The organism is Burkholderia sp. AU32262, from assembly GCF_020419985.1.
Classification (GTDB): Bacteria; Pseudomonadota; Gammaproteobacteria; order Burkholderiales; family Burkholderiaceae; genus Burkholderia; species Burkholderia semiarida.
In genome coordinates this window covers 70,752-96,740 of record NZ_JAIZRS010000015.1, presented here as the reverse complement: position 1 = coordinate 96,740, position 25,989 = coordinate 70,752, and the positions used below count along the sequence as shown (strand labels likewise).

Below are 25,989 nucleotides of genomic sequence, written 5' to 3'. Positions count from 1 at the left end.
TCCCATGCGATACCGAAAACAGGACGCTGACGGCGACTACGTCTTCGGCGGGGGCGACGCTGACTTCCTCGTGAACACACCCGAGACGGTCGCACAGGCCGTGTTGACGCGCCTGCGCCTCCTGCGCGGCGAATGGTTCCTCGACACGACGGCCGGCATGCCTTGGGCGACCGACGTGCTCGGGAAGTACACGAGCGGCAAGTACGACGCGGCGATCCGGCAATGCATCCTCGGCACGCAGGGCGTGACCGAGCTGATCAGCTACTCGAGCACAGCTGATCCCGAGACGCGCGTGCTGACCGTCACCGCGACGATCAACACCATCTACGGCACCACCACGGTACAGGCGACATTGTGACCCTCACGACTCTCGCACCCACCATCGACGCGAACGGCATCACCGCGCCGACGTACGCCGAAGTGTTCGCGTTTCTGCAGGACAAGTACCGCTCGATCTATGGCGCCGACACGTACCTGGAGCCGGATAGCAAAGACGGCCAGCTGCTCGGCGTGTTCGCGAAGGCGATCAGCGACGTCAATTCGGTCGCGATCTCGATCTACCGGTCGTTCAGTCCGGCCACAGCTCAGGGCGACGCGCTGTCGAGCAACGTCAAGATCAACGGCATCGCGCGCAAGGTCGCGTCGTTCTCGAGCGCCGACCTCGTGCTGGTCGGGCAGGCCGGCAAGACGATTACGAACGGCTCGGCGAAGGACGCCAACGGTGTGCAGTGGATGCTGCCGGCCACAGTGACGATTCCGCCGAGCGGTACGATCACCGTCACGGCTACGTGCGCGTCGATTGGCGACGTGTCCGCGCGCGCGGGCACGATCAACCAGATCGCTACGCCCGCACTCGGCTGGCAATCGGTGACGAACCCGGCGGACGCCGCCGAGGGCGCGCCAGTCGAGAAAGACGCCGCACTGCGGCAGCGGCAGACGGTGTCGACGGCGCTGCCGTCGCTCACGGTGCTCGACGGCATCATTGGCGCAGTGGCGAACGTCCCGGGCGTCACCCGATATGTCGCCTACGAAAACGACACCAGCGCGACCGACGCAAACGGCATCCCGTCGCATTCGATTTCGCTGGTCGTCGAGGGCGGCGACGCCACGGCGATCGCAAATGCGATCGCGGCGAAGAAGACGCCAGGCTCTGGGACATATGGCACGACCGCCATCATCGTCTTGGACATCTACGGCCGTCCGATCACGATCAAGTTTTTCCGGCCGGTGGGGGCGCCGACCGCGGCAACGGTCACCCTCAAGGCGCTGACTGGCTACACCAGCCAGACGGGCCAACAAATTCAGCAGGCTGTGTCGGACTACATCAACGGCGTGCAGATCGGCGGCGGCCTGTCCGGCAGCGTCGAATGGGGTGACGCATTGACCGCGGCGAACGGCGTCGGCGGAGGCGTCACCTTCAAGCTGTCCGGCCTGACCCTCACCGGCCCGCGCGGCGCCGGCGCGCCGGACGTCGCACTGCTGTTCAACGAGGCGGCGTCGTGCACGCCGGCGAACGTGACTCTGGTGGTGACCTGATGGCCGAGCTGACCGACTACACCGCGCTGATCACGTCCGAGCACCGCGACCTGCCTCGGTTTTCGGCGGTGCTTGGCGCGCTCGTGCAGCCGCTCGTCGACCAGATGAACGTGCTGGAAAGCATGCCGAGCAAGTTCGACCTCGACAACGCAGTCGGCGTGCAGCTGGACGACGTCGGCCTGTGGGTCGGCGTGTCGCGGAAGATCCGCACGCCGCTGTCCGGTATCTACTTCTCGTTCGATGTCGCGGGCCTCGGATTCGATCAGGGCATCTGGAAAGGGCCGTTCGACCCGGACACCGGCCTCACGGTGCTCGACGACGACACGTACCGGCTCGTCATCCGCGCGAAGATCGGCGCGAACCACTGGGACGGCACGCTCGAGTCGAGCGCCGCGATCCTGAACAGCATCTTCGACTCGGACACGCACGTGTTCATCGAGGACCACCAGGACATGTCGATGACGATCGGGATCGCGGGCAAGGTGCCGTCGGCCGTGTTTCTCGCACTGCTCGCTGGCGGTTATATCCCGCTGAAGCCCGAGGGTGTGCGCGTCGCGTACACGGTCGTCACGTCAGTGGACGGGGCACCCCTTTTCGGTTTCGACATGAACAACGATCTGGTCGCCGGATTCGACACCGGCGTCTGGGGTACCGCGCTGTAACCGACCGTATCACCTGCATAGCAAGCCGCCTTTCGGGCGGCTTTTTTCATTTCTGGAGCATCAATGCCCACGATTCAGAACGACTTCCTGCCGTTCGCGACCGGCCCGGGTGCGAACGTTGTCGATCAGGCTACTTACGCTGCACTCACGGCGCTCACGACGGGCTTCTTGTCTGGCACGGCGCAATCCGTGCAGTTGAACAAGGTGTGGCGTCAGTCGAGCATTATGTCTGCCGTGATCGCGCAGTTCATCGTCGCGCAGACCGGACAAGCCGCGGTCGACGACGGGACCACGCCGACGTTGCTCGCCAACTTCACGAAGGCCGTCAACGCGGCATCGAAGCAGCGCGTCATCTTGACGGACACGGGGTCGGTGAACGCGCTTGCCGCTGCGAACGCAGTTCCGATGACGGCGCTGCCGACGGTGAGCGGTGTTGTGCAGACTATCGCGGTCAAGGTGACGAATACCGGTGCGTCGACATATTCGCCGGACGGTCTCGCGTCTCGGCCGATTTTCGGCCTTGGCGGCGTTGCGCTGCAGGGTGGCGAAATGGTCGCGAACGGTATCGCGACACTGGTTTCCTATGTCGGTCCGCTGCTCAACGGTGGCGCCCTGTGCTGGGTGCTGTTCGAGTGCGTCGGTGGCGCCCAACAGATCGCTCCCGCCACGCAATCGCAACACGCGATGCAGTTGGGACAGGCAGTCGGTCGGCTGCTCAACGTGCAGGTGTTTTCGACGGTTGGGACCACAACGTACACGCCGACGCCCGGCACCGCTTCGATCATCGTCGAAGGCGTTGGCGGCGGTGGATCTGGCGGAGGTTGCGCAGCTACTGGCGCGAGCCAGATATCGGTTGGTTCAGGGGGCGGCGCCGGAGCATATGGCAAGACGCGGATTACGTCCGGATTCGCTGGGACGGCAGTGACTATCGGCGCTGGCGGCGCGCCCGCGAGTGGATTTGCTAGCAATCCGGGGGGCTCGTCGTCCTTTGGCTCATTCATGACGTTGCCGGGTGGCCTCGGTGGCACGTCTGCCGGCCCGACGAGCGCCCCATACTTCACCGGCGTGAACACCAGCTCAGCCCCGAGCGGATACTCGATGATTGGCACTCCGGGTTCGTCCGGGGGTATCTCCGTCGCATTGTCGACTACCGCTGGTTATGGCGCCGCGGGCGGGGCATCTGTTTTCGGTCCCGGCGGCGGACCGGGCACGATCAACATCAATGGTCTACCGTCTCCGTCTCAGGGCGCTGGCGGCGGCGGCACGATGCTGGGGCCGAGCCAAAGCGCGGTTGCTGGCGGCCGAGGCGGCGGTGGGCTGATCGTTGTCTATGAATATGCGTGAGGAAAATGATGCACACATATGCGCGAGTTTATGGTGGAGTTGTCGTCGAGATTATTACCCCGGCCACGGATCAAAATGGAAATGAAATTCCTGTAGCTGAACGCTTCACACCGGAATTCATCGACACGCTCGTCGATATTTCTTCGACCACCCCCATGCCCGGTTACATGTGGACCTACCGGGAGGGGGAATTCGAAGCGCCGATTGCTTGATACGCGGCGAACTATATCGAAGCCTTCGACGAAGAATCGACGCGGGAGTAACGAGGTGAGGGAAGTAACATATCCCTGAATTTCATATAGATCGGCCTCTCAAAGAGGCGGTATACCAAGGTCGCAGTGACGAGAACAACCGGTGCAAAGATTGAAAATCGAATGTAGGGGTTTTCGATTTTCATCATCCCGATATAGACGCCTAGCGTGATCATCGGAAAATGGATGAGGTAGATAGAATAGCTCACACTACCAAGCCATCGCATCGGCGCGGAAGAAAGAAGTCGCGCCACCACACTATGTGAGTTTGCCACGCTGTAGATGAGAAATGGCATCGCGAACAGTGTCGCAAACTCGACGTGTCCGCGCAAGTTGGAGTGCATGATGTAGATGATCGAGCCCAGCGAGATCACTTCGAAAAATCCCGCAATGGCACTGAACCGCGAAGGGTCTGCCGAAGTCGATTTCAATGTGCAGGAAATGCGGTATATTGCGACGCCCATCATTATTCCGCTGAAAGACCGAATAATACCGACACTGAGATTGCCAGAAAGAACGCGATATGGATGCTCGTGAAGCGTTGGGATTGATTGAAATAAGAAGTAGTAACCTGCCATCGCGGCAAGAACAACAAATTCCGTTCTGACTCGCTGAAATACGAATGGCAAGATCAGAACTCCTACCCAGAACTCTCCCGAAATAGACCAACTAGCTGCGTTCCAGCTCCAGCTAGTAGTGAGGCCGGTAGTCTGTAACAGCAGAACGTTCACTATCGCTGACCACGATGCTCCGTCAGCGTAGGGAAGTTTGTTCCAGTACAGGTAGTCGATGCAACCAGCCACGATCATTGTGGCGATATGCAGAGGGTACATACGCACAAGACGATGGCTGATGAAGCGCACGGTCAGGATCGTCTGGCTTCGCAGTCCACTCTCGTAGACATGGCACAGCACGAAACCGGAGAGCATGAAAAAGAAGTCAACCGCAAGGTAGCCGTTTGCGAATGGGAAATTCTTCCATCCGTACGCTGATCCGAAAAAATGCAATGCCACCACCATAACGGCGAAGAGGCCGCGTAGGCCGTCTAGTGCGTGGTATCTCGATTGCCGCGAAGGAATTGGCATTTTATAGGAGTAGGCATAAAAATCGAGACGATATTAGACCACAACTCGCGGAAGCGATCGTCCGTGATTGGTCACTGTTGAAAAACTCACGACCGCCATCGCGCGGTTTTTTCATTTCCGGGGCATGAATGAAGAACGACCTCGCAACAAGCGCCGCGAAGGCAGCGCCGGCGGTGGGAAGCAACTTCTGGCTGTGGCTGACCGGCCACGACATCAACTGGTGGGTAGCCGTCGCGACGATCGCGTACATCGGGCTGCAGGCGTACTACCTGGTCAAGAACAAAGGGAAGAGGGCATTGCTCGATGGCTAACGTACCGAAGAAGACACTCGCCGGTGTTGTGGGGGCTGCTGCGGCAGCCCTTCTTTTTTCCATGGTCCCGAAGTTCGAGGGGCTCGAGCTCGTTGCGCGGCCGGACCCGATCGGGATCATCACCGCGTGCTACGGCGACACGAAGGACGCGCGCGCCGGCCAGCGCTTCACGCGCGACGAGTGCCGCGCGCGGCTCGAACAGCGGCTGATCGAGCACGCCGAGCCGGTTCTGAAATGCACGCCGGTGCTGAAGGGGCACACGTACCAGCTCGCGGCCGCGGTGAGCTTCGCCTACAACGTCGGCACGGGCGCGTACTGCGCCAGCACGACGGCGAAGCGGTTCAACGCCGGCGACTGGAAGGGCGCCTGCCGCGCGATGAACGAGGCGGACAACGGCCGGGCGCAGTGGGTGACCGCCGGCGGCCGCGTGCTGCCCGGTCTGGTGAAACGGCGCGCGGAGGAGCGGACCCTGTGCGAGCGCGATCTATGACGACCACGAAAATCCATGAAACGCGGCGCACGCTCGCCGAGGACGTGTTCTATCCCGATCACGAGCCGCGAATCGAGTCGCCGACGTTCCGCGCGAGCAAGCGCACGATGAAGGCAGCCGGCGGCTACGTCTGCGCGGTATGCGGCGACGACCAGGCCGTCGAGTCGCATCACCGGTTCTTCGAGTGGGCGTTCTCGCACGCGATCGACTGGAAGTGGATCCGCGGCGTCGCGCTGAACCAGGTCGACACGATGTTCAGCCACAAGCTGCAGCGCATCGTGCCGATCCCGCGCCAGCACCCGATCTGGGACGTGATCAAGCTGACGCAGGGGTTCGATTGGGAGGCGTTCGACCCGGGCCGGCCGGAGGCGTTCGTCGACTCGACCTACAACCAATTGCTGCTGTGCGCGCTCCATCACCGGGGCAAGGATCACGGCCGGCACGCGGAAAGCGACCCGGTATGGAGCGTGCAGGCGTTCCTGCTGCCTGGCTTCGTCTACTCGCCGGACGAGCTCAAGCAGCTGCACGCGAAGGAACGGAAATGACACTTCTAAAGCTGGTTTGGCCGTACGTGCTCGCCGTGCTGCTCGGCTTTGCCGCCGGCGTCTACGGCGAGCACCTGATCAGCGCGCGCGAGATCGCCGACATGAAGGCCAGCGCCGCGACGGCTCAGGCGAAGGCAGTGGACGCCGCGCGCGCCGAGGAACAACGCCGCACCGCGGCCCAATCGGAGATTGCAAATGATGCGAACCAACAACGAACCGCCGCGCTCGCGGATGCTTTTGCTGCTCGCGCTGCCGCTGGCAGCCTGCAGCAGCGCGTCGACCAGCTCGTCGCCGCCGCCCGCCATCCCGCCGCTGCCGCCGGAAGCCCGGCAGCCGGCGACGCCCTCGATCTGCTTGCCGACGTGCTCGGCCGGTCTGACCAGCGCGCGGGCGACTTGGCAGAGTATGCTGACCGTGCCCGCATCGCCGGCCAGCAGTGCGAGCGCGACTACGACGCGCTGACCCTTTCTCACGAAGAGAAGTGAGCAGCAGCACGGCGATGGCAAACGGCTAGCTCACAGCGATCCGCTGCCGCTGATTATCACGCGCGTGCGGTCTGGTCTGTCCATGCCGCGCGGCGCTTCTTCGCGAGCGCCTCGACGGGGCGCTCGAATCCCACCTGAAGCAACCACGCCGCGGCGAGCGAGCCGCCGACCAGGATAGCGATCGATGCAGCCGGCGACGTTGTCAGCGCGCGCACGGCCGGTAACATGACAATCTGCACGGGCATGTGCGACAGGTACAGCGGGAAACTGATCGCGCCGAGCCACTGCGCGACGCGCGAATTCAAGGCCGCGCGCAGCACACCGCCGTTCGTCTCGAATGCCCTGACGAGCAGGAACGGCAGGAATCCGACGAGCCCGGCCAACTCGCGCAGGTAGTTCGGCGGCACGTACAGCGAAACCAGCATCAGCACGGCGCCCGCGTAGAAGATAGCGGGCCGCAGGAGCGCGCTACCCGCCGCAGTGAACGCGCCATTCGCACGCGTGTTGCGATAGATCAGCGTGCCGATCGCCATGGCCTCGATTGCCGAGATCAGGCCCGCGCTCACGTGCGGCGCCAAATATGCGCCGTAGAACACGTGGCCGGCAGTCGCCAGCGCCGCGGCGCACGCCACGATAACGGCGACGACCACGCCGCGCGGCGCGCGGTAGAGCAGGGGCAGCACCAGCGCGGATACCCAGAACTCGATCCCGATTGTCCACGAAGGATCGTTGATCAGTTCGACGTTGTGAATGCCGAGCCGCGCGAGGAACGCGAAGTTGAACAGCAGAGTGATCGGATCGGCCATGTCGATGTCCGGCGCGTACTCGCCGTGTGCGCGCAGGACTACGAAGCCGATGCATGCGCCTACCAGGCAGACAGCATGTAGCGGCCACAGCCTCAGGAACCGCGTCACGACGAAGCGGGCCGGCCGCTCGTGCGTGCGTTCCAGATAACCCGACAGCACGAATCCGGACAGCACGAAGAACAGCATCACGGCCATGCGCGCGCCGACCAGCGGGCGGTCAGCCGCCCATCCGGTGAAGAACCCGAAGGTGTGGCTCGCAGCAACGGCTAGCGCCAGCACGCCGCGCAAGCCGTCCAGGTGCTTCAGTCTCATGGTGCTCTATTGGTCGAAGGAATGGGCGCAGTCTACCAGTGTGGCTGCGACCGGATCGATGCCGCGGTCACGTTTCGGTGACCGCGGCACAGGCCGCGACGGGTGACACGGTCCGCTTGTGCAAGCGCGACTACAACGCGCTGACGGCGCCGAAGTGAAGGCGCTCAAGCCCTCGGTCGGGGGCTAATTGAGAGGCTCGAGGTAGAAGCCGCGCGCCGTCAGGTCCATCTTCGCGTCGCTGAACGATTCGAAAATGTCGTATCCGCATTCAACGTGCGTGATCGGGGAATCGAATTTGAGATCCTCGATATTGTGCTTCCCGATTATTCGTTAACCAACTTGTAGATCCCGTTTTTGTTGAAATATTCTCGAATGTGGAAATACGGAATATGAACGGTGAAGTTCCCGTACGCATAGGCCGCAACCTCATACGGTGCGAAATAATAATATAGTCCGGTTGGAGCAATGATGCATTGATCAAAGCTATGATCTTCCAGCCCTTGTTTAATCCAATTTTTTTGACCGTCGTCAGCTTCGTTGCCTGCTTTCCAGAGTTGCTCTAGTATGGATGTTTCACATAGTTCTATAATTTTTGGCTTGGCGTCGATAAATGCCGTAAAAATATCTTTTGGATCGATTTTGAATACTCGGTCATCGTCAGAAATTATGAAGTTGTAAGTTTCAAAATGATTATTGGAGTGCGCGGCGCCGGCTCCGTACCAACCTACGTCGTAACAGACCGATATAATATAATTTGAAGTTGAAACAACGGCGAGCGCATCCCACCGTCCATTTGAAATCGCGTTCTCGTACGGCCAGTCAATGCTTTCGGCCCATGGTCCGAGTCGTTCCCGAGCTAAGGCTTCTGTGGCCCGACCAAGAAAGATGGCGTTAAGGTGCTCCGCAGAACGGGGAAATTTTTCAGAAGTAAAGTGAGGGTAGACAATCCGAACGTCATAACCTGGCTTTCCTTCAGCGGATTCAGATAATGTTTCGGTGAAAAGCTGAAATTGTCCAACGCTTTCGCCCTTATTGATGATGATTCTTTGTTGACGGGCGGCGATGTCAAGGGATTCTCGAATTCTCTTGTCTGATTCGGGGTGTGCTGCTTCGATATATTGGAGTTTTTCTCCAATCTTTTCCGGGATTTCGCATTTCTCCAAGACAATGGGGATAATAAAAATATCGTCATCGAGTTTGTATTGAAGTAGATTGATTGCCTCGTTAAACTCGCGCTGAACGAAGCCTCGCTTGGTGGCGCTTCGAGGACTTATGAATAAGATGATGACGTTCGCCTCCTTGAGGGCGCGATCGATTGCGCCATCCCAATTTTGTCCTGGTCGAATATCATTGCAATCAATCCATGGTGAAAATCCGTATGCTTTGAATTTTTCGTAGAAGGGCAGAACTGCATCGCGATCTTCTTTAGCGTAACTGCAAAATATTTTGAGCATGATGTTCCCCGTGGTTGATATATCTCGTTATCGATTCAATGAGCCAGTCGAGTTTCCCGGTAACGGTAGCGTTCCAGAGGGCGGAACGTCAACATCATCGGCTGCTCGCCATTCCCCGCTCTTCTTGTCCACGTACAGCATGCGAGCGGTGCCGTGCTTCGCCAGGAGCACCACGCCGATCGTTCCGTCGTTGGCGTCGGGCTGGAATCCCGACTGATAGATCACGATCCGCGAGAACGTATCCGCCACAAGCTGGCGGGCCAGCATTCGAGCGTCGTAGTCGAGTTGTTCGACGCCGTGCACGAGCTCCTGCCAAGCTTCCGCTACGGCTGGAGCAACGTTCGACGCCGATGCCGTGAGCTGATGCTCCAACGAGTCGACGTCCCGTCGCTCGATCGCGATCCGGCTCTCGAGCTCGCGAACGCGGCGCAACACGGCAATGGGTGGTTCCCCGTCGTCGAGCAGTAGTGCGTCAGTAACGCGCTGGACCTGTGCCTCTAGTTCGGCGACGCGTTGCCGCGCGTCGGCCAACTGTGCGGCGAGCGATGCCGTGCCAGAGTCACCCTCCATGAGGCGTGTCAGATTTATTTGATCTGAGCAATAAAGCATCAGGGCTCGTTCGACCGGCACGACGCTGCAACTCCCGCTGACCTTGCATCCGGCGCTCTGGCTGTATGTGACACAGTGCAGCCGGCGGTGGCCGGGATAGGGGCGCCCGTCGGCAGCACGCCGGCGCCCCATGATGTTCTGCGCGACGATCGCCGCACCGCAGTAGCCGCAGTAGGTAATGCCCAGGCCCGTCACGACCCCGGGGATTTCACCCTTACCCTTGCGGCGGCCGCGCTGCTCGGCCAGGTATCGCAGGTCGGCAAATTCGGCCGGTGTCAGCAGGGCCGGGTAGTAGCCCTCAAGCCGGAACGTTTCCCCATCCACTTCGACGGATTTCTCGCCGATCAGCATCCGGTTCGCCAGCAGCCTGTAGATATGGCTCGACGCCGAGCGGCCACTGTCCGTTATCTTGAGCCCGCGGTCGGCGAGCTCGCGCACGATCCTGACCGCGCCGTGACCCTGCTTGAACATTTCGATGACGAGGCGCACTGCGGCCACCCGATCGTCGGCCAGTTCGAACCCACTGGTTTCGGTTTCCCGGACCCAATGTGGATCCTTTCCGACGCGGATCGGCGCCCGCCATGTACCCGCGATCCAGCCTTGGCACTGCCGGCGAATCGCCGCCTTCACGCGCTTGCTCTTCGTGTCCGATTCCTCGTGCGCGCGGATCATCACCAGCAGGCTGTAAACGAGATCCATCGGCTGCGCCTTCAGGCGCTCGCGGTTGTATTCGCCGGCCATCGCTGGCCGTCACGACCGTGATGCCGGCGTTCACGATTTGCGCAAGTTGCGCCTGCGCCTGCAGTGGCTCGGCGCGGCTCAAGCGATCCAGTCCCTCAACGATCAGTACCGAGCCGGCCGGCACCTGACCATCCTCGACCGCCCGCAGGAATACCCCCAGAGCGCCTTGCCGCACATGGCGCTGGTGGTACGCCGATAGCCCTTCGTCCCGGAGTGATAGGGACGCATCAAGCTCCATCTCGTTGTCGGCCGCCCAGCGCGCAGCGTACTCGAGCTGCCGATCGACGCTGCCGCCGGCTGCTTGTTTTGGGTCGCTGAACCGTAAATAGCTGTAAACTCTCGCTTTTGCTGCCACGCCCCACACTCCAGATGTCTCAACAGAAATCACCGGCTCACTCCCCGGCACCACGTATAGGTATGGTATCCCTCGGCTGCCCGAAAGCGCTCGTCGATTCCGAACAGATCATCACGCAACTGCGCGCCGAAGGTTATGAAATCTCCGGCAGCTACGACGGCGCCGACCTCGTCGTCGTGAACACCTGCGGCTTCATCGACGAAGCCGTGCAGGAAAGCCTCGACGCGATCGGCGAAGCGCTGACCGAAAACGGCAAGGTGATCGTCACCGGCTGCCTCGGCGCGAAGTCGAGCGCAAGCGGCTCGAACCTGATCGAGGAAGTCCACCCGAAGGTGCTCGCCGTCACCGGCCCGCACGCGGTGGGCGAAGTGATGCAGGCCGTGCATTCGCACCTGCCGAAGCCGCACGACCCGTTCGTCGACCTCGTGCCCGCGGCCGGCATCAAGCTCACGCCGCGTCACTACGCATACCTGAAGATCTCCGAAGGCTGCAACCACCGCTGCACGTTCTGCATCATCCCGTCGATGCGCGGCGACCTCGTCTCGCGCCCGGTCGCCGAAGTGATGCTCGAAGCCGAGAACCTGTTCAAGTCGGGCGTGAAGGAACTGCTCGTGATCTCGCAGGACACGAGCGCATACGGCGTCGACGTGAAGTACCGCACGGGCTTCTGGAACGGCAAGCCGATCAAGACGCGCATGACCGACCTGGTCGCCGCGCTCGGCGAACTCGCCGCGCAGTACGGCGCGTGGGTGCGCCTGCACTACGTGTACCCGTATCCGAGCGTCGACGAAGTGATTCCGCTGATGGCCGAAGGCCCGTTCAAGGGCCACGTGCTGCCGTATCTCGACGTGCCGTTCCAGCACGCGCACCCGGACGTGCTTAAGCGCATGAAGCGTCCGGCGAACGCGGAGAAGGTGCTCGAGCGCGTGCAGAAGTGGCGCGAGATCTGCCCGGACCTGACGATCCGCAGCACGTTCATCGCGGGCTTCCCCGGCGAGACGGAAGCGCAGTTCGAAACGCTGCTCGACTTCATCCGCGAAGCGGAACTCGATCGCGTCGGCTGTTTCGCGTATTCGCCGGTCGAAGGCGCGACCGCGAACGACCTCGATGGCGCGCTGCCGGACGAAGTCCGCGAGGAACGCCGCGCGCGCTTCATGGAAGTCGCCGAGGAAGTATCGGCGAACCGCATGCAGCGCAAGGTCGGCAAGACGCTCAAGGTGCTGATCGATGAGGTGAGCGCAGAAGGCGGCATCGGCCGCACGGCAGCCGACGCGCCGGAAATCGACGGCGTCGTCTACGTCGAGCCGGCGGCGAAGGCATCGAAGCGCTACAAGGTCGGCGATTTCGTGTCCGTGAAGATCACGGGCGCCGACGGGCACGATCTGTGGGGCGAGGTGTAAGTGATGGCCGCCGCATTCCCGGAGATTCTCGCGCTCGGCGAGGCGATGATCGAATTCAACCAGTCGCAGCCGGGGCGTCCTGAATTCCTGCAGGGCTTCGGCGGCGATACGTCGAACTTCTGCATCGCGGCGGCGCGCCAGGGCGCGTCGACGGGCTTCGTGTCGGCGATCGGCGACGATCCGTTCGGCCGCCTGCTGGCCGACATGTGGGCGTCGGAACGCGTCGACACGACGTACGTGCGGATCGACCGTTCGGCGCCGACCGGCGTGTATTTCGTCACGCACGGCGCCGACGGCCATCAGTTCGACTATCTGCGCGCGGGGTCGGCGGCGAGTCGCTACGCGACGGGCGATCTGCCGCTCGACGCGCTCGCGGCCGCGAAGGCCGTGCATTTGTCGGGCATCAGTCTTGCGATCAGCACGGCCGCGTGCGACGCGGCATTCGCGGCGATCGATCATGCGCGCAGCAACGGCGCGCAGGTCAGCTTCGACACGAACCTGCGGCTGAAGCTGTGGCCGCTGCCGCGTGCCCGCGCGGTGATGCGCGAGGCGCTGCGGCAGACGGACATCTGCCTGCCGAGCTGGGACGACGTCACGGCGCTCACGGGCGCGAACGATCGCGACGCGATCGTCGACGCGATGCTCGAACACGGGCCGCGGGTCGTCGCGCTGAAGCTCGGCAAGGAAGGCGCGTATGTCGCGACGCCGAACGAGCGGCGCGTCGTGCCGGGCTTCGCGGTCGAGGCCGTCGACGCGACCGGCGCGGGCGACTGCTTCGGCGGCGCGTTCGTCGCGCGGATCGTCGCGGGCGACGATCCGTTCGCGGCCGCGCGCTATGCCAACGCGGCGGCGGCGCTGTCGACGACCGGTTACGGCGCGGTCGCGCCGATTCCGCACCGCGATGCGGTGGAACGCCTGATGCAGGGCTGACGCGAAACGCGCAAGCCGGCGCATTGGCCGCGCCGGTTCGCGCGGCCACGCAGGAACCGGGTCTCGACCCGGCACGGTCCGCGGTTGTCGGGCGAATCTGAAGCAAGGAGCAACACAACGTGGGTCGATATTCGGAATGGCAACGGGCGCTCGTCGTCGCGGGTGCGCTGGCAGCAGGCGTCGCGATGCCGACGGTGGTCGCGGCGCAGGCCGTCGTACCGGGCGTGCAGCAGGATGAACCGGCGCCGGCGCGGCCGCTGAAGCCGAATCCCGAGTTCGCCCGCCTGCCGCGCTACGAAGGCACGCTCGGCGATCGGCCCATCGTCGTGCATCTCGGCCCGAAGACGGACGAGGAAGGCGTGCACGGCGAATACCAGTTCGCCGACACGGGCAAGGTCGTGCTGCTGGCGGGCGATCGCGACGGCGATACGCTCGAGATCGAGGAGTCGAACGACGGCACGAACATCACCGGCGTGTGGATTGGCCGCTTCGACGCCACGGGCGACCTGAAGGCCGACCGGATGAATTCGGACGAATCGGATCCGCAGCCGGTCGTGCTGCGTCTGGCGCCGGGCAAGCGCGCGGCGCTGCAGGTGCGCGACGGCCGTGTGAACGAAATCGAGACGGTGGGCGGCATCGTCAACCTGCGTACCGACGACTGAGCGCGTGCTGGCTCGGTGTGCGCGGCGCGCATTGTACCGGGCCAAGCGTATCGATTTTGGCTAATCTAGCGACATATTCCGCAACCGAACGGCCTCGTGCCCGGCTCCCCGTCATGACTGCATCCACTCCCAAGCGCGCACTGCAAACCCGTATCGTTCAACCCGACGACGTCATTCCGGAAGGCTTCCGTTCGTTCGTGCCGCCGGTCGCGCGCGCGTCGACGGTCGTGTTCCCCGATCTCGCGACGATGCGCGCGCTGGTCTGGCACGACGACAACCAGTGGCGCTACGGGCTGCACGCGACGCCGACGTCGCTCGCGCTCGCGCAGCGGCTCGCCGAGATCGAAGGCGGCACGCACGCGCTGCTGCAGCCGTCGGGCCTCGCGGCGATCATGAACGTCTACTTCGGGATCGTGAAAGCGGGCGACGACGTGCTGATTCCGCACAACGTGTACGGCCCGAACGCCGATTTCGGCAACTGGCTCGCGAAGGATTTCGGCCTGACCGTGCGCTTCTACGATCCGCTGATCGGCGCCGGCATTGCCGGGCTGATCCAGCCGAACACGCGACTGATCTGGCTCGAGGCGCCCGGCTCGGTGACGATGGAAGTGCCCGACGTGCAGGCGATCACGGCGGCCGCGAAAGCGCGCGGTGTGGTCACCGCGATCGACAACACCTTTTCGGCGGGGCTCGCGTTCAAGCCGTTCGAGCACGGCGTCGACATTTCGGTGCAGGCGCTGACCAAGTACCAGTCGGGCGGCAGCGACGTGCTGATGGGCGCGACGATCACCGCGAACGCGGAACTGCACGCGAAGCTGAAGCTCGCGCGGATGCGCTGCGGGATCGGCGTGTCGGTCGACGATTGCTCGCTCGTGCTGCGCAGCCTGCCGAGCATGCAGGTGCGCTTCGACGCGCACGGCAAGAGCGCGCTCGCCCTCGCGCAATGGCTGAAGACGCGACCGGAGATTGCGGCGGTGCTGCATCCGCAGATCGCCGATTGTCCGGGGCACGCGTCGTTCATGCGTGATTTCACGGGCGCGGGCGGGCTGTTCTCGGTGGTGTTCGACGCGCGCTACAGCGCGGAGCAGGTCGACCGTTTCGTCGAGTCGCTCGAGCTGTTCGCAATCGGCTGGAGCTGGGGCGGCGCGTGCAGCCTCGCGATGCCTTACGACGTCGCGTCGATGCGTCCGGACTGGCCGCATCGCGGCACGCTGGTGCGTTTCTACGTCGGTCTGGAAGACGAAGCGGACCTGCGCGCGGACATCGAGCGCGCGATGCAGGCCGCACTCGGCTGATCGCACGCCGGCAACGTCCGGCACAAAAACAAAACGCCGGCGCGATGCGATATCGCGGCGGCGTTTTTCATTGACGGTGCCGCGGGATCAGAACAGTCGCAGCAGCCCGTCGAGGCCGACATGGTCGAATGCGACGGTGGCGGCATCGCGCACGACGGGCTTCGCGTGGAACGCGACCGACAGCCCGGCTTCGGCCATCATCTTCAGGTCGTTCGAGCCGTCGCCCATCGCGATCGCGCGGCTCGGCTCGAGGCCGAGCGATGCGCACGTCTCGCGCAGCAGACGCGCCTTCACGTCCGCGTTGACGATTTCGCCGAGCACCTTGCCGGTGAGCTTGCCGTCGACGATCTCGAGCGTGTTCGCATGCGCGTAGTCGAGGCCGAGGCGGGCTTTCAGCCGCTCGGTGAAGAACGTGAAGCCGCCCGACACGAGCAGCGTCTTCAGGCCGGCGGCCTTCACGCCGGCCAGCATCGTCTCGGCGCCCGGTGACAGTTGCAGCCGTTCCTCGTACACGCGCTCGAGCGCGTGCGCGTCGAGCCCGGCCAGCAGCGCGACACGGCGCGTGAGGCTTTCGTTGAAGTCGCGGATCTCGCCGCGCATCGCCGCTTCGGTGATCTCCGCGACCTGCGTTTTCAGCCCGCAGAAATCGGCGATCTCGTCGATGCACTCGATCGTGATCAGCGTCGAATCCATGTCCATCACCGCGAGCCCGAAATCGCCGAGCGTGCGGCCGGCCTCGACGAAGCCGAAGTCGAGCGCATGCGTGCCGCAGTACGCGTCGATGTCGAGGCGTTGCGCGGGGTTCGCGTCTTCGATGCGCAGCGCGTGATCGTCGGTCTGCACGACGCGGGTGCCGCGCGACAGCGCGAGCAGCGGTTTGTGATGGGCGTCCGACAGCGGCGCAAGACTCTGGATGACGAGATTGTGGGTCATGACGAGTGGTTGGGAGGCGAATGAATGACGTGCGCGGCCCGCGGGCGGCCGCCTGCGAACGCGGGCCCCGTGCGGCTGCGGGCCGTTGCGTCGCGAACGCGCCATTGTAGCCGGTTGGCCGCGCAGGGCGGCCGGCGCCGGAGCGAAACCCGTGCGCGCAGCGGTGGCGCTCACCCGTTTGCGCGATCCCAGTACGGCGGATCGCCGAAATGCTCGGCCAGGAACGCGATGAACGCGAGCGTTTTCAGCGGCACGTGCGCGCGGCTCGGATAGACGGCCCAGATCGCGACGTCTTCCGCGAACGGGTAATCGTCGAGCACGGTGACGAGCGCGCCGCTCGCGAGCAGCGGGCCGACGTCCCAGGTCGACTTGATCGCGATCCCGAAGCCGTCGACGAGCGCTTCGCGGATCGCCTCGCCGTTGCTTGCAACGAGCCGGCCGCCGACCCGCACCGTGAGCGGGCCCTGCGGCGTCGCGAACGACCAGTCGCGCTGGTCGCCGAGGATCACGCACTCGTGCTGGGTCAGGTCGGCCGGATGGCGCGGCGTGCCGCGTTCGGCGAGGTAGGCGGGCGAGCAGCACAGCACGCGGCGGTTGACGGCGAGCTTGCGGGCGACGAGCGTCGAATCCTTCAGCGCGCCGAGGCGGATCGCGACGTCGTAGCCGTCGTCGACCAGATCGACGATCTCGTCGGATAGCCGCAGATCGAGCGATACGGACGGGTAGCGGCGCAGAAACGCCGGAATTACGGGCGCGACGTGCTGGCGGCCGAACGACGACGACATCGACACCTTCAGCCGCCCGTACGGCTCGCTGCGGCCGCGGCCCACCGACGCGCGCGCCGCATCGGCGGCCGCCAGCAGCGCGTCGGCGCGCGCCATGAAGATTTCGCCGTCCTGCGTAAGGCTGATGCGGCGCGTGGTGCGATGCAGCAGCCGCGCGCCGAGCTGGCGTTCGAGTTGCGCGATGCGCGCGCTGGCGACCGCGGCCGACACGCCGAATTCTCGCCCGGCCGCGCTGACGTTCGCGAGCAGCGCCGCACGCACGAACAGCGCGACGTCGAGCAGGTCGAGCGGCTTGTCGGGCGCAGGCATCGGATCGGACGTCATTATTCTGAAATTCCTGAAAATGTTTCAGGAAATATAGCGGTTTTCTCGAATGATCGCGGTGTCTACGATGGCACGCATGGAGGTTGCGCCGCAGCCTGTCCGAATTCCGTTGAAAGGAGTATCGAGATGAAAGCCGTTGGATTGACCCGTTATCTGCCGATCGACGACCCGCAAGCGTTGCTCGACGTCGAACTGCCGCAGCCCGTGCCGGGCCCGCGCGATCTGCTCGTGAAGGTCGAGGCGATTTCCGTGAACCCGGTCGACACCAAGGTGCGCGCGCCGAAGCCGCAGGTCGAGGAGGCGCCGCGCGTGCTCGGCTGGGATGCGGCCGGCACGGTCGTCGCGGTCGGCGCCGACGTCACGCTGTTCCGGCCCGGCGACGAAGTGTTCTACGCGGGCAGCATCACGCGGCCCGGCGCGAACAGCGAATTCCACGCGGTCGACGAGCGGATCGCCGCGCTGAAGCCGCGCACGCTCGACTTCGCGGCGGCGGCCGCGCTGCCGCTCACCGCGCTGACCGCGTGGGAAGCGCTGTTCGACCGGTTGCGCGTGTCGCCGCAGGGCGCGGACGCCGGCAAGTCGGTGCTGATCATCGGCGGCGCGGGCGGCGTGGGCTCGATCGCGATCCAGCTCGCGAAGACGCTCGGCAAGCTGCACGTGATCGCGACCGCGTCGCGGCCGGCGTCGGCCGACTGGGTGCGCGCGCTGGGCGCGGATGCGGTGGTCGACCATTTCGGCGACCTGCCGGCGCAGTTGCGCGAGCTCGGGCATCCGACGGTCGACTACGTGCTGATCTTCAACGATACCGACCATCATTTCCCGGCCGCGGCGGAAGTCATCCGGCCGCAGGGCGGCATTTGCACGATCGTCGAGAACGCCAAGCCGGTGCCGGTCGAATTGCTGAAGGCGAAGAGCGCCGCGTTTCATTGGGAATTCATGTTCACGCGCGCGATGTTCGAGACGCCGGACATGATCGAGCAGCACCGGATCCTCGGCGAAGTCGCGCGGCTCGTCGACGGCGGCACGCTGCGCACGACGCTCGGCGAACAGCTCGGCACGATCAACGCCGAGAACGTGCGGCGCGCGCATCGGATGCTCGAGGGCGGGCGCGCGATCGGCAAGCTCGTGCTGAGCGGGTTCTGAGCCGGGTACGCGCGATTAAGGTCGCGGCGCCGCGAACGCAAGCGGGGTAACACCCGATGCGTTTGCGGCGCATTGCGTCGCGCTTGGCGGTAGACTGGCAGCGCATCATGCATCTAAAACCGCGCGGCACGCGCGTGCCGCCGCATGACAAGGAGGTCAGCATGAGCCAACGCAGCTTGTCGGTCGCCGCATCGTGGTCGGTCGTGTTCGCGGCGGCGTGCGCCAGCGCGAGCGTATTCGCGGCGCCGCCGGTCAAGGGCAGCCTGAAGGGCGGCGGTACCGGACAGCTCGAATACACCGTCAAGGTCGACTCGAAGACCTTCGGCAACACGCAGGAGACCCGCAAGATTCGCTCGGGCGAGACGGACGATTTCAACTGGAAATCGGTGCCGCCGAGCGGCGCGGTCGCGATGCAGGATGGCTGCCCGAACGCCGACAACCTGCCGCGCGACGCGAACGGCGCGATGGTGCGGCAGACCCAGGTGCGGCTCGCGCCGTCGGTCGACGCGAAGGGCGTCGCCAACGTGCAGTTGAGTTTCCAGGCGGCCGCACCGAAAGGCACGCGCAGCGTGACGGCCGGCGGCAAGTCGCTGCAGTGTCCGGACGTCGTGTCGGTGAGCCAGGTGAAGTGGGTGTCGATTCCGACCAACGGCGGGTCGAAGTCCGTGACGATGAGCGACGGCACCAAGGTGACGGTGTCGATCAAGCATTGAGCGGTGCGCGCGAGCCGGGGCTTCTTCGGTGCGCGCGCAACCGGTTCGATTGGCGTGACGAGCAGGGCGGCGCGCGAGCAAGTCGCGCCGTGTCGCCGTTGCAATGCGCTCCGCTGCCCGCTTCGCGGTACGGCTCGCGCCGTCGCCGCCGCGCGTCACTGCGTGCGCTCTTCGAGCCGCGACGCGAGAAAGCGGTGATCGGCCGAGAACAGCCGGCGATAGGTCATCAGCACCGCGCCGACGGTGCCGAGCGCGGACGCCGCGGCGATCAGGAACATGATCACGATCTGGTAGCGCACGGCCTGCAGCGGCGACTGGCCGGCGAGCACCTGGCCCGTCATCATCCCCGGCAGGCTCACGACGCCGACCACCGCCATCTGGTTCAGCGTCGGCAGCATGCCCGCGCGCACGGCCTGGCGTGCGGCGTCCTGCGCGGCTTCCCAGCGCGTCGCACCCAGCGCGAGCGCAGTTTCGACGCGATCGCGGCGCGCCGTGAGTTCTTCCATCATCCGCTCGACGCCGAGCGAGACGCCCGTCAGCGTATTGCCGAGAATCATCCCGAGGATCGGGATCGCATACTGCGGCGCGTACCACGGATGGATGCGGATCACGACGAACAGGCCGACCGCCGCGACGAACCAGCTGCTGAACCAGATCGACGCGATGCTGTCGACGCGCTGGCCGCGGTACGTGCGCTTGCCGCGCCCCGCGCCGGCGAAGCCGGCGATCAGCGTCATCAGCGCGGTGAGCGGCAGCACGACGTACCAGTGCGGATGGCCGAACACCCAGCCGAGCACGTAGCCGATCGCCAGCAACTGCACGACGGTGCGCACCGCCGCGAGCGCGAGCTTGCGGCCGAGGCCGAGCGACAGCGCCGCCGAGATCGCGCCGTTGACGGCGACGAGCGCGGCGGCGATGCCGACGTCGACGAGGCTCAGGTCCTGCAGTGCCGGGCTCATTGCGCGGCCTCCGTCGGGTTGGCCGCGTGCAGGACGCCAGCCTGCATCACGAGCCGCATCGTGCCGATCCGCGCGGCCTGGGCCGGATCGTGCGAGATCCACATGTAGGCCCGTGCGTCGGGCGCCGCGTCGAACCACGCGCCGACGAGCGCCTCGATCGCGCGCGCCGATTCGGGATCGAGCGCGGAGGTCGGCTCGTCCAGCAGCAGGACGTCGGGGTCGAGTTGCAGCACGCGCAGCAGCGCGGTAATCTGCACTTCGCCGCCGGACAGGTCGCTCGCGCGCTTGTCGAGAAAGTCGGCGCCGCGGCCGGCCTGCGCGGCGAGCGCTTCGGCGCGTGCGCGGTCGAACGCGACGTCGCGATAGATCGCGAGCGAGTAGGGGTAGCGCAATTGCGATTCGACGGTGCCGTCCATCTGCGCGGGGCGCTGGCGGACATAGGCGATGCTGCGCCGGTAGCGCGGGATCGCACTGCGCCGAATCCGGCGGCCGCGCCACAGGAGGTGACCGCCGTCGAGCGGATCGAGCAGCGCGAGCGCGCGCAGCAGCACGCTCTTGCCCGACCCGGATGGTCCGGTGATAGCAATTCGCGATCCCGCGGCGAGGCTGAAATCGGTCGGGGCGAGCAGCGTCTTGCCGCTGCTGGCGTCGCGCCGCGTGATGTGCCGCGCGTCGATGAGGCCGGTGGGGGAGGTCATGTCAAAAATGAAAAAAAGCGTTAATGGCGCCGAAAGGCCGCCATCTCGTGCGCCATAATACCGATTGAAAAGCCGCAGTTGTCGTGCGCCGTTCGTCCACGCAAGCGGCCCGGCATGGTGCGGCAACACTTCAGAACAACAACGGAACCGCCATGACGCTAGCCCGAACCATCGGCAAATCGGCTGCATGGATCGTCGGTATCGTCGCGGTGCTCATCGCGGCGGCCGGCATCTTTCTCTTCACGTTCGACTGGAACCGCGCGAAACCGTGGGTCAACGAACAGGTGAGTACGGCACTTGGCCGTCCGTTCGCGATCAACGGCGATCTCAAGGTCGGCTGGCGTCGTCCCGATGGCGAGACCGGCTGGCGCGCATGGGTGCCGTGGCCGAGTTTCTCCGCCACGCAGCTCGAGATCGGCAATCCCGACTGGGCGCAGGCGCCCAAGTTCGTCACGCTCGACGCCGCGCACTTCGACCTCGCGATCCTGCCGCTGCTCGCGCATGAGATCGTGATCCCGTCGATCGACGTCGTGAATCCCGCCGTCGATCTCGAGCGGCGCGCGGACGGCAGCAATACGTGGACGTTCCAGTTCAAGCAATCGTCGCAGCCGTCGCGCTGGAAGGTGCGGCTCGACAGTTTCGGTTTCGCGAAGGGCACGGTCACGTATCGCGACGCGATCACGAAGGCCGATCTGACCGTCGCGATCGATACGCTCGGCCAGCCGATCCCGCTCGGCGACGTGTTGAAGGAGCAGGAGCAGAAGTCGCGTGCGGCGTCGGCGCAGCGCGTCGGTAAGCACGGCGCCGCGCAACTGGGCGCGAAGGCCGATGCGCAAGCCGCGTCGGGCGCGTCGGTGGCGAGTGCGGCTGCGAGTGCGGCTGCGGCCTCGGGCGCGTCGGCGGCGAGTGTCGTTGCTCCGGCTGCTGCCGGTTCGTCGGGGGCATCCGCTTCGTCCGCGCCTTCCGCGTCAGCGGCTGCCGCGTCCGGCGCGAGCGGGGCCGCGGCGCCCGCGAAGCCCGCCGGCCCGACCTATGCATTCGGCCTGAAGTTCGACGGCCGCTACAAGAACGTGCCGGTCAGCGGCACCGGCAAGGTGGGTGGCGTGCTGGCGATCGAGAACGCGACGCGGCCGTTCCCGCTGCAGGCCGACGTGAAGGCCGGCGATACGCGGCTCGCGATCGTCGGCACGCTGACCGACCCGAGGCATCTCGCGGCGCTCGACCTGCGGCTGTGGCTGCAGGGCACGTCGATGTCGCACCTTTACCAGCTCACCGGCATCACGCTGCCCGATACGCCGCCTTACGCGACCGAAGGGCGCTTGATCGGCAACTTCAAGCCGAACGCGAGCACGTTCCGCTACGAGAACTTCAACGGCCGCGTCGGCGGCAGCGATCTCGGCGGCACGCTCACCTGGGCGCAGCGCGAGCCGCGGCCGAAGCTGTCGGGCGAACTCGTGTCGAACCTGCTGCAGTTCTCTGACCTCGCGCCGGTGATCGGCGCCGACTCGGCCGCGAGCAAGAAGAAGCGCGGCGACACGACGCGCCAGCCGCCGGACCGCGTGCTGCCGGTGGCGACGTTCCGTACCGAACGCTGGAGCGCGATCGATGCAGACGTGAAGTTCACCGGCCGCAAGCTGATCAAGAGCCCGCAGTTGCCGATTACGAACCTGTACACGCACATCCTGCTGCAGGACGCCGTGCTGACGCTCGAGCCGCTGCAGTTCGGCGTCGCGGGCGGCACGCTCGCGACGAATGCGCATCTCGACGGTAGCCGCACGCCGCTCAAGGGGCACTTCACGCTGAGCGCACGCCACCTGAAGCTCAAGCAGTTGTTCCCGACTCAGAAGGTGATGCAGACCGCGCTCGGCGAGATCAACGGCGACGCGTCGCTGTCGGCGACCGGCAATTCGCCGGCCGCGCTCGCCGGGACGTCGACCGGCGAAGTGAAGGCGCTCATCACGAACGGCCGCATCAGCCTCCTGCTGATGGAGGCCGCGGGCCTGAACGTCGCGAACGTCGTCTACGAGAAGCTGTTCGGCACGCGCGACGTCAACATCAATTGCGCGGCGATCGATTTCGTCGCGAACGACGGCATGCTCGAGCCGAAGGTCTTCGCGCTCGATACCGACGATGCGCTGATCAACGTCGACGGCCCGATCAACCTGCGCGACGAATCGCTCGACCTGAAGATCCATCCGCACACGAAGGGCTTCCGGATCTTCTCGCTGCGCTCGCCGTTGTATGCGAAGGGCACGTTCAAGAACCCGAAGGTCGGCGTCGATGCGGGCGCGCTCGCGCTGCGCGCCGGCGCGATGGTCGGGCTCGGGCTGATCAATCCGTTCGCGGCGCTGATCCCGCTGATCGCGCCGAGCAACAACCGCGACGTGCCGTGCTCCGAGTTGTTCGGGCAGATGAAGGCGCAGGCCGCGCAGAAGGCGGCCAAGAAGGCCGGCAAGTAATGCTCAGCCGCCGGAGCGGCTTGCTCCGGTGCGCCCGGGGTGGTTGCGGCGCTCGAGCGCCCGCTGTGCGACGCCGCCGCGGGCGTTCAGCGGCGCGCGCGGGCCCAGACGAGCACCGGTTCGACCTCCCGGCCGCCGATCCGGATCGGGCCGGCGGTGCCGAGTTGCAGCCGGTCGCCGTCCAGGCTGACGACACGCTGCTGGACGTTGCCGATCCAGTTCGGATACAGGCTGACGTCCATTTCATGAGTCAACGTGCCGTCGTCGTCGACGTTGAAGGGGCCGGAATACGCAATGTAGCCGTGCGCCGCGGCCGCGCGCTCCTCGACGCTGCCGCCCTGCAGGTCGCCGTCCGCGTAAGGCGGGCGGCCGGCCGCCATCAGCTGCGCGGACATGTAGCCGTCGGGCGTATAGAGGATCCAGCCCCGCGCGTCGCGGCCGAGCGGATAGGTGATGGTCCCGCCGTCACGCGGGCGGATTTCGTAGGACACGAGGCGCCACGCGCCGACGAGTCGTTCGCGAAGCTGGCTGGCGAGCATGCGGGATTCCGGTAGGACGGCGGTGACGCGCGTGCCGTCGTGTTGACGGGCCGCCGGGCGGCGGGCCGGCGTGGCCGGAATGCGCTGCCGGGGCGGGGCGGTCGGCAGTTTCTCCGACACCTGCTAAAATACACGGTTTTCCGTCGATTTCTCTCTTACGGGACCTGCCGTGCTTTCTACTGCCAACATCACGATGCAATTCGGGCCGAAGCCCTTGTTCGAGAATATCTCGGTCAAATTCGGCGAGGGCAACCGCTACGGTCTGATCGGCGCGAACGGCTGTGGCAAGTCGACCTTCATGAAGATCCTCGGCGGCGACCTCGAGCCGAGCGCCGGCAACGTCGCGCTGGAGCCGAACGTGCGCCTGGGCAAGCTGCGCCAGGACCAGTTCGCGTACGAAGACGTGCGCGTGCTCGACGTCGTGATGATGGGCCACACCGAGATGTGGGCCGCGATGACCGAGCGTGACGCGATCTACGCGAACCCGGAAGCGACCGACGACGACTACATGCACGCGGCCGAGCTCGAAGGCAAGTTCGCCGAATACGGCGGCTACGACGCCGAAGCGCGCGCGGGCGCGCTGCTGCTGGGCATCGGCATCGAGGAAAAGTTCCACAACGGCACGATGGCCGACGTCGCGCCGGGCTGGAAGCTGCGCGTGCTGCTCGCGCAGGCGCTGTTCTCGAAGCCGGACGTGCTGCTGCTCGACGAACCGACCAACAACCTCGACATCAACTCGATCCGTTGGCTCGAGCACACGCTCAACGAGTACAACTCGACGATGATCATCATCTCGCACGATCGTCACTTCCTGAACTCGGTGTGCACGCACATGGCCGACATGGACTTCGGCACGCTGAAGGTCTGGCCGGGCAACTACGACGACTACATGCTCGCATCGGCGCAGGCGCGCGAGCGCCAGGCCGCGGCGAACGCCCGCGCGAAGGAGCGCGTGGCCGAACTGCAGGACTTCGTGCGCCGCTTCTCGGCGAACAAGTCGAAGGCGCGCCAGGCCACCAGCCGCGCGAAGCAGATCGACAAGATCAAGATCGAGGAATTCAAGCCGTCGTCGCGCCAGAACCCGTTCATCCGCTTCGAGTTCGAGAAGAAGCTGCACAACGTCGCGGTGGTCGCCGAAGAGATCACGAAGAAGTACGAGCGCACGATCTTCCAGAACTTCAACCTGTCGGTGCAGCCGGGCGAGCGCATCGCGATCATCGGCGAGAACGGCGCGGGCAAGACGACGCTGCTGCGCTCGCTGCTCGGCAACCTGCCGCTCGATCACGGCACGGTGAAGTGGGCCGAGAACGCGAATGTCGGCTACATGCCGCAGGACACGTACGAGGAATTCCCGGACGACATCACGCTGATGGACTGGATCGACCAGTACCGCAAGGACGGCGACGACGAAACGATGGTGCGCGGCACGCTGGGCCGCCTGCTGTTCTCGTCGGACGACATCAAGAAGTCGGTGAAGGTGCTGTCGGGCGGCGAGAAGGGTCGCATGATCTGGGGCAAGCTGATGCTCGGCCGCCACAACGTGCTGCTGATGGACGAGCCGACCAACCACATGGACATGGAGTCGATCGAGTCGCTGCAGATCGCGCTCGAGCAGTTCGAAGGCACGCTGATTTTCGTGTCGCACGACCGCGAATTCGTGAGCGGGCTGGCGAACCGGATCATCGAAGTGCGCACGGACGGCACGCTGTTCGACTTCGGCGGGAATTATGAGGAGTTCCTGACGAGTCAGGGGCAGGAGTAAGTGTAGCGTCTGAGGTGCCAAAGCGGCCCCTGAGTTCTACTCAGTGGGCTTTTTGGGCGTACCGCGAAGCGGGCGGGCGATATGGGCGGAGGGCGTGCAAAGCTGGGCGGCTTGCGAAGCTCTTCACCAAAAGAAGGGTGTAATACAGTACATCCCCAGCAGTTCCTCCGAGCTGCTGGGGATGTTATCAGGCGGTTACGTCGTTAGTGCGCCGCTCGATTAGCGTGCGCGAACTAAAAACATGAAGCAGTCCGCATTTTTTGGGTACACAAGCTTGCCAGTGCGCCAGTGCTTGAAGCACTTGCAGCAGACCCAGCGATAACCCGGCGGGGCGGGGCGGTTGGTGGTTTCCATATATGGAACTCCATGCCAAGGGCTCCACTTGACACCGGCAATCCACC

The 25,989-nt window shown here is 64.9% G+C and carries 26 protein-coding genes and 1 pseudogene; 17 read left to right on the top strand and 10 right to left on the bottom strand.

The genetic code is table 11. The annotated features are described in order from the left end of the window. The first annotated feature begins 4 nt into the window (after positions 1-4). The 5 genes from LGN10_RS19215 to LGN10_RS19195 all read left to right on the top strand — a co-directional run bounded on the left by LGN10_RS19215 (position 5) and on the right by LGN10_RS19195 (position 3,754). Complete coding sequence (locus LGN10_RS19215; RefSeq protein ID WP_226224630.1) at positions 5-358, top strand: hypothetical protein; 354 nt, start codon at positions 5-7, stop codon at positions 356-358. Next, positions 355-1,536, top strand: coding sequence for a baseplate J/gp47 family protein (locus LGN10_RS19210; RefSeq protein WP_226224626.1), 1,182 nt, complete (start codon positions 355-357; stop codon positions 1,534-1,536). The genes LGN10_RS19215 and LGN10_RS19210 overlap by 4 nt, the downstream gene beginning before the upstream one ends. Then, positions 1,536-2,198, top strand: coding sequence for a DUF2612 domain-containing protein (locus LGN10_RS19205; protein ID WP_226224624.1), 663 nt, complete (start codon positions 1,536-1,538; stop codon positions 2,196-2,198). Before LGN10_RS19210 ends, LGN10_RS19205 begins: the two co-directional genes overlap by 1 nt. A gap of 63 nt (positions 2,199-2,261) precedes the next feature. After that, positions 2,262-3,542 carry a hypothetical protein gene (locus LGN10_RS19200; RefSeq protein ID WP_226224621.1) on the top strand — a complete coding sequence of 427 codons (1,281 nt, stop codon included), beginning with the start codon at positions 2,262-2,264 and terminating at the stop codon, positions 3,540-3,542. 5 nt (positions 3,543-3,547) lie between these two features. Next, positions 3,548-3,754 carry a hypothetical protein gene (locus LGN10_RS19195; RefSeq protein WP_226224618.1) on the top strand — a complete coding sequence of 69 codons (207 nt, stop codon included), beginning with the start codon at positions 3,548-3,550 and terminating at the stop codon, positions 3,752-3,754. Positions 3,755-3,765: 11 nt separating this feature from the next. Here LGN10_RS19195 and LGN10_RS19190 read toward each other — a convergent pair whose 3' ends face one another. Continuing rightward, positions 3,766-4,878, bottom strand: a complete 1,113-nt coding sequence (locus LGN10_RS19190) for an acyltransferase family protein (RefSeq protein ID WP_226224616.1) — start codon at positions 4,876-4,878, stop codon at positions 3,766-3,768. 128 nt (positions 4,879-5,006) lie between these two features. Here LGN10_RS19190 and LGN10_RS19185 point away from each other — a divergent pair, with 128 nt between their 5' ends. The 4 genes from LGN10_RS19185 to LGN10_RS19170 are packed head-to-tail and all read left to right on the top strand — an operon-like array spanning position 5,007 to position 6,709. Continuing rightward, a complete protein-coding gene (locus LGN10_RS19185) occupies positions 5,007-5,189 on the top strand; it encodes a hypothetical protein (RefSeq protein WP_071767391.1) in 183 nt (60 codons plus the stop codon). Continuing rightward, the gene (locus LGN10_RS19180) at positions 5,182-5,679 is read left to right on the top strand and encodes a lysozyme (protein WP_226224614.1); all 498 of its coding nucleotides are present in this window, start codon (positions 5,182-5,184) and stop codon (positions 5,677-5,679) included. The genes LGN10_RS19185 and LGN10_RS19180 overlap by 8 nt, the downstream gene beginning before the upstream one ends. Next, positions 5,676-6,224, top strand: coding sequence for a hypothetical protein (locus LGN10_RS19175; RefSeq protein WP_226224613.1), 549 nt, complete (start codon positions 5,676-5,678; stop codon positions 6,222-6,224). Before LGN10_RS19180 ends, LGN10_RS19175 begins: the two co-directional genes overlap by 4 nt. Further along, the gene (locus tag LGN10_RS19170) at positions 6,221-6,709 is read left to right on the top strand and encodes a DUF2514 family protein (protein WP_226224611.1); all 489 of its coding nucleotides are present in this window, start codon (positions 6,221-6,223) and stop codon (positions 6,707-6,709) included. The genes LGN10_RS19175 and LGN10_RS19170 overlap by 4 nt, the downstream gene beginning before the upstream one ends. Positions 6,710-6,765: 56 nt before the next feature. Here LGN10_RS19170 and LGN10_RS19165 read toward each other — a convergent pair whose 3' ends face one another. The 4 genes and pseudogenes from LGN10_RS19165 to LGN10_RS33710 all read right to left on the bottom strand — a co-directional run. Continuing rightward, on the bottom strand, positions 6,766-7,803 hold the full coding sequence (locus LGN10_RS19165; RefSeq protein ID WP_264163202.1) for an acyltransferase family protein: 1,038 nt from the start codon (positions 7,801-7,803) through the stop codon (positions 6,766-6,768). A 347-nt stretch (positions 7,804-8,150) separates the two neighbouring features. Continuing rightward, positions 8,151-9,281 (bottom strand): TIR domain-containing protein, encoded by a 1,131-nt coding sequence (locus LGN10_RS19160; RefSeq protein ID WP_226224606.1) that lies wholly within the window; start codon positions 9,279-9,281, stop codon positions 8,151-8,153. 27 nt (positions 9,282-9,308) lie between these two features. Then, entirely contained in the window at positions 9,309-10,631 is a 1,323-nt protein-coding gene (locus LGN10_RS19155; RefSeq protein WP_319001241.1) for a recombinase family protein, read from the bottom strand. Between the two features lie 28 nt (positions 10,632-10,659). Beyond that, a pseudogene (locus tag LGN10_RS33710) lies at positions 10,660-10,986 on the bottom strand (recombinase family protein); the annotation flags it as partial. A 14-nt stretch (positions 10,987-11,000) separates the two neighbouring features. Between LGN10_RS33710 and rimO the strand changes: the two are divergent. From rimO to LGN10_RS19135, 4 genes are all read left to right on the top strand, one after another. Then, positions 11,001-12,386: a 30S ribosomal protein S12 methylthiotransferase RimO gene (rimO, locus tag LGN10_RS19150; protein WP_226224604.1), complete on the top strand. Its 1,386-nt coding sequence runs from the start codon at positions 11,001-11,003 to the stop codon at positions 12,384-12,386. Positions 12,387-12,389: 3 nt separating this feature from the next. Continuing rightward, the gene (locus tag LGN10_RS19145) at positions 12,390-13,316 is read left to right on the top strand and encodes a sugar kinase (RefSeq protein ID WP_060318750.1); all 927 of its coding nucleotides are present in this window, start codon (positions 12,390-12,392) and stop codon (positions 13,314-13,316) included. A 119-nt stretch (positions 13,317-13,435) separates the two neighbouring features. Continuing rightward, positions 13,436-13,978 carry a hypothetical protein gene (locus tag LGN10_RS19140; RefSeq protein ID WP_226224602.1) on the top strand — a complete coding sequence of 181 codons (543 nt, stop codon included), beginning with the start codon at positions 13,436-13,438 and terminating at the stop codon, positions 13,976-13,978. 113 nt (positions 13,979-14,091) lie between these two features. Beyond that, complete coding sequence (locus tag LGN10_RS19135; RefSeq protein ID WP_226224600.1) at positions 14,092-15,273, top strand: cystathionine beta-lyase; 1,182 nt, start codon at positions 14,092-14,094, stop codon at positions 15,271-15,273. Between the two features lie 87 nt (positions 15,274-15,360). On the opposite strand, the gene serB is transcribed toward LGN10_RS19135, so the two are convergent. Together serB and LGN10_RS19125 are read right to left on the bottom strand one after the other, a co-directional pair. After that, a complete protein-coding gene (serB, locus tag LGN10_RS19130) occupies positions 15,361-16,206 on the bottom strand; it encodes a phosphoserine phosphatase SerB (protein ID WP_060966172.1) in 846 nt (281 codons plus the stop codon). Positions 16,207-16,376: 170 nt separating this feature from the next. Continuing rightward, positions 16,377-17,315, bottom strand: a complete 939-nt coding sequence (locus tag LGN10_RS19125) for a LysR family transcriptional regulator (protein ID WP_059583504.1) — start codon at positions 17,313-17,315, stop codon at positions 16,377-16,379. 126 nt (positions 17,316-17,441) lie between these two features. Between LGN10_RS19125 and LGN10_RS19120 the strand changes: the two genes are divergently transcribed. Beyond that, on the top strand, positions 17,442-18,458 hold the full coding sequence (locus LGN10_RS19120) for a zinc-binding alcohol dehydrogenase family protein (RefSeq protein ID WP_226224599.1): 1,017 nt from the start codon (positions 17,442-17,444) through the stop codon (positions 18,456-18,458). A 161-nt stretch (positions 18,459-18,619) separates the two neighbouring features. Then, on the top strand, positions 18,620-19,171 hold the full coding sequence (locus tag LGN10_RS19115) for a DUF6013 family protein (protein WP_226224598.1): 552 nt from the start codon (positions 18,620-18,622) through the stop codon (positions 19,169-19,171). A 155-nt stretch (positions 19,172-19,326) separates the two neighbouring features. Here LGN10_RS19115 and LGN10_RS19110 read toward each other — a convergent pair whose 3' ends face one another. After that, on the bottom strand, positions 19,327-20,130 hold the full coding sequence (locus LGN10_RS19110; RefSeq protein WP_059583499.1) for an ABC transporter permease: 804 nt from the start codon (positions 20,128-20,130) through the stop codon (positions 19,327-19,329). Next, positions 20,127-20,828: an ATP-binding cassette domain-containing protein gene (locus LGN10_RS19105; RefSeq protein ID WP_226224597.1), complete on the bottom strand. Its 702-nt coding sequence runs from the start codon at positions 20,826-20,828 to the stop codon at positions 20,127-20,129. Before LGN10_RS19105 ends, LGN10_RS19110 begins: the two co-directional genes overlap by 4 nt. 152 nt (positions 20,829-20,980) lie before the next feature. On the opposite strand from LGN10_RS19105, the gene LGN10_RS19100 reads away from it, so the two are divergent. Next, complete coding sequence (locus tag LGN10_RS19100) at positions 20,981-23,287, top strand: AsmA family protein (RefSeq protein WP_226224596.1); 2,307 nt, start codon at positions 20,981-20,983, stop codon at positions 23,285-23,287. Between the two features lie 86 nt (positions 23,288-23,373). On the opposite strand, the gene LGN10_RS19095 is transcribed toward LGN10_RS19100, so the two are convergent. Then, positions 23,374-23,826: a lipocalin-like domain-containing protein gene (locus LGN10_RS19095; protein WP_124863563.1), complete on the bottom strand. Its 453-nt coding sequence runs from the start codon at positions 23,824-23,826 to the stop codon at positions 23,374-23,376. Positions 23,827-23,995: 169 nt separating this feature from the next. Between LGN10_RS19095 and LGN10_RS19090 the strand changes: the two genes are divergently transcribed. Continuing rightward, on the top strand, positions 23,996-25,588 hold the full coding sequence (locus tag LGN10_RS19090; RefSeq protein ID WP_060318733.1) for an ABC-F family ATPase: 1,593 nt from the start codon (positions 23,996-23,998) through the stop codon (positions 25,586-25,588). Positions 25,589-25,989 lie beyond the last annotated feature (401 nt).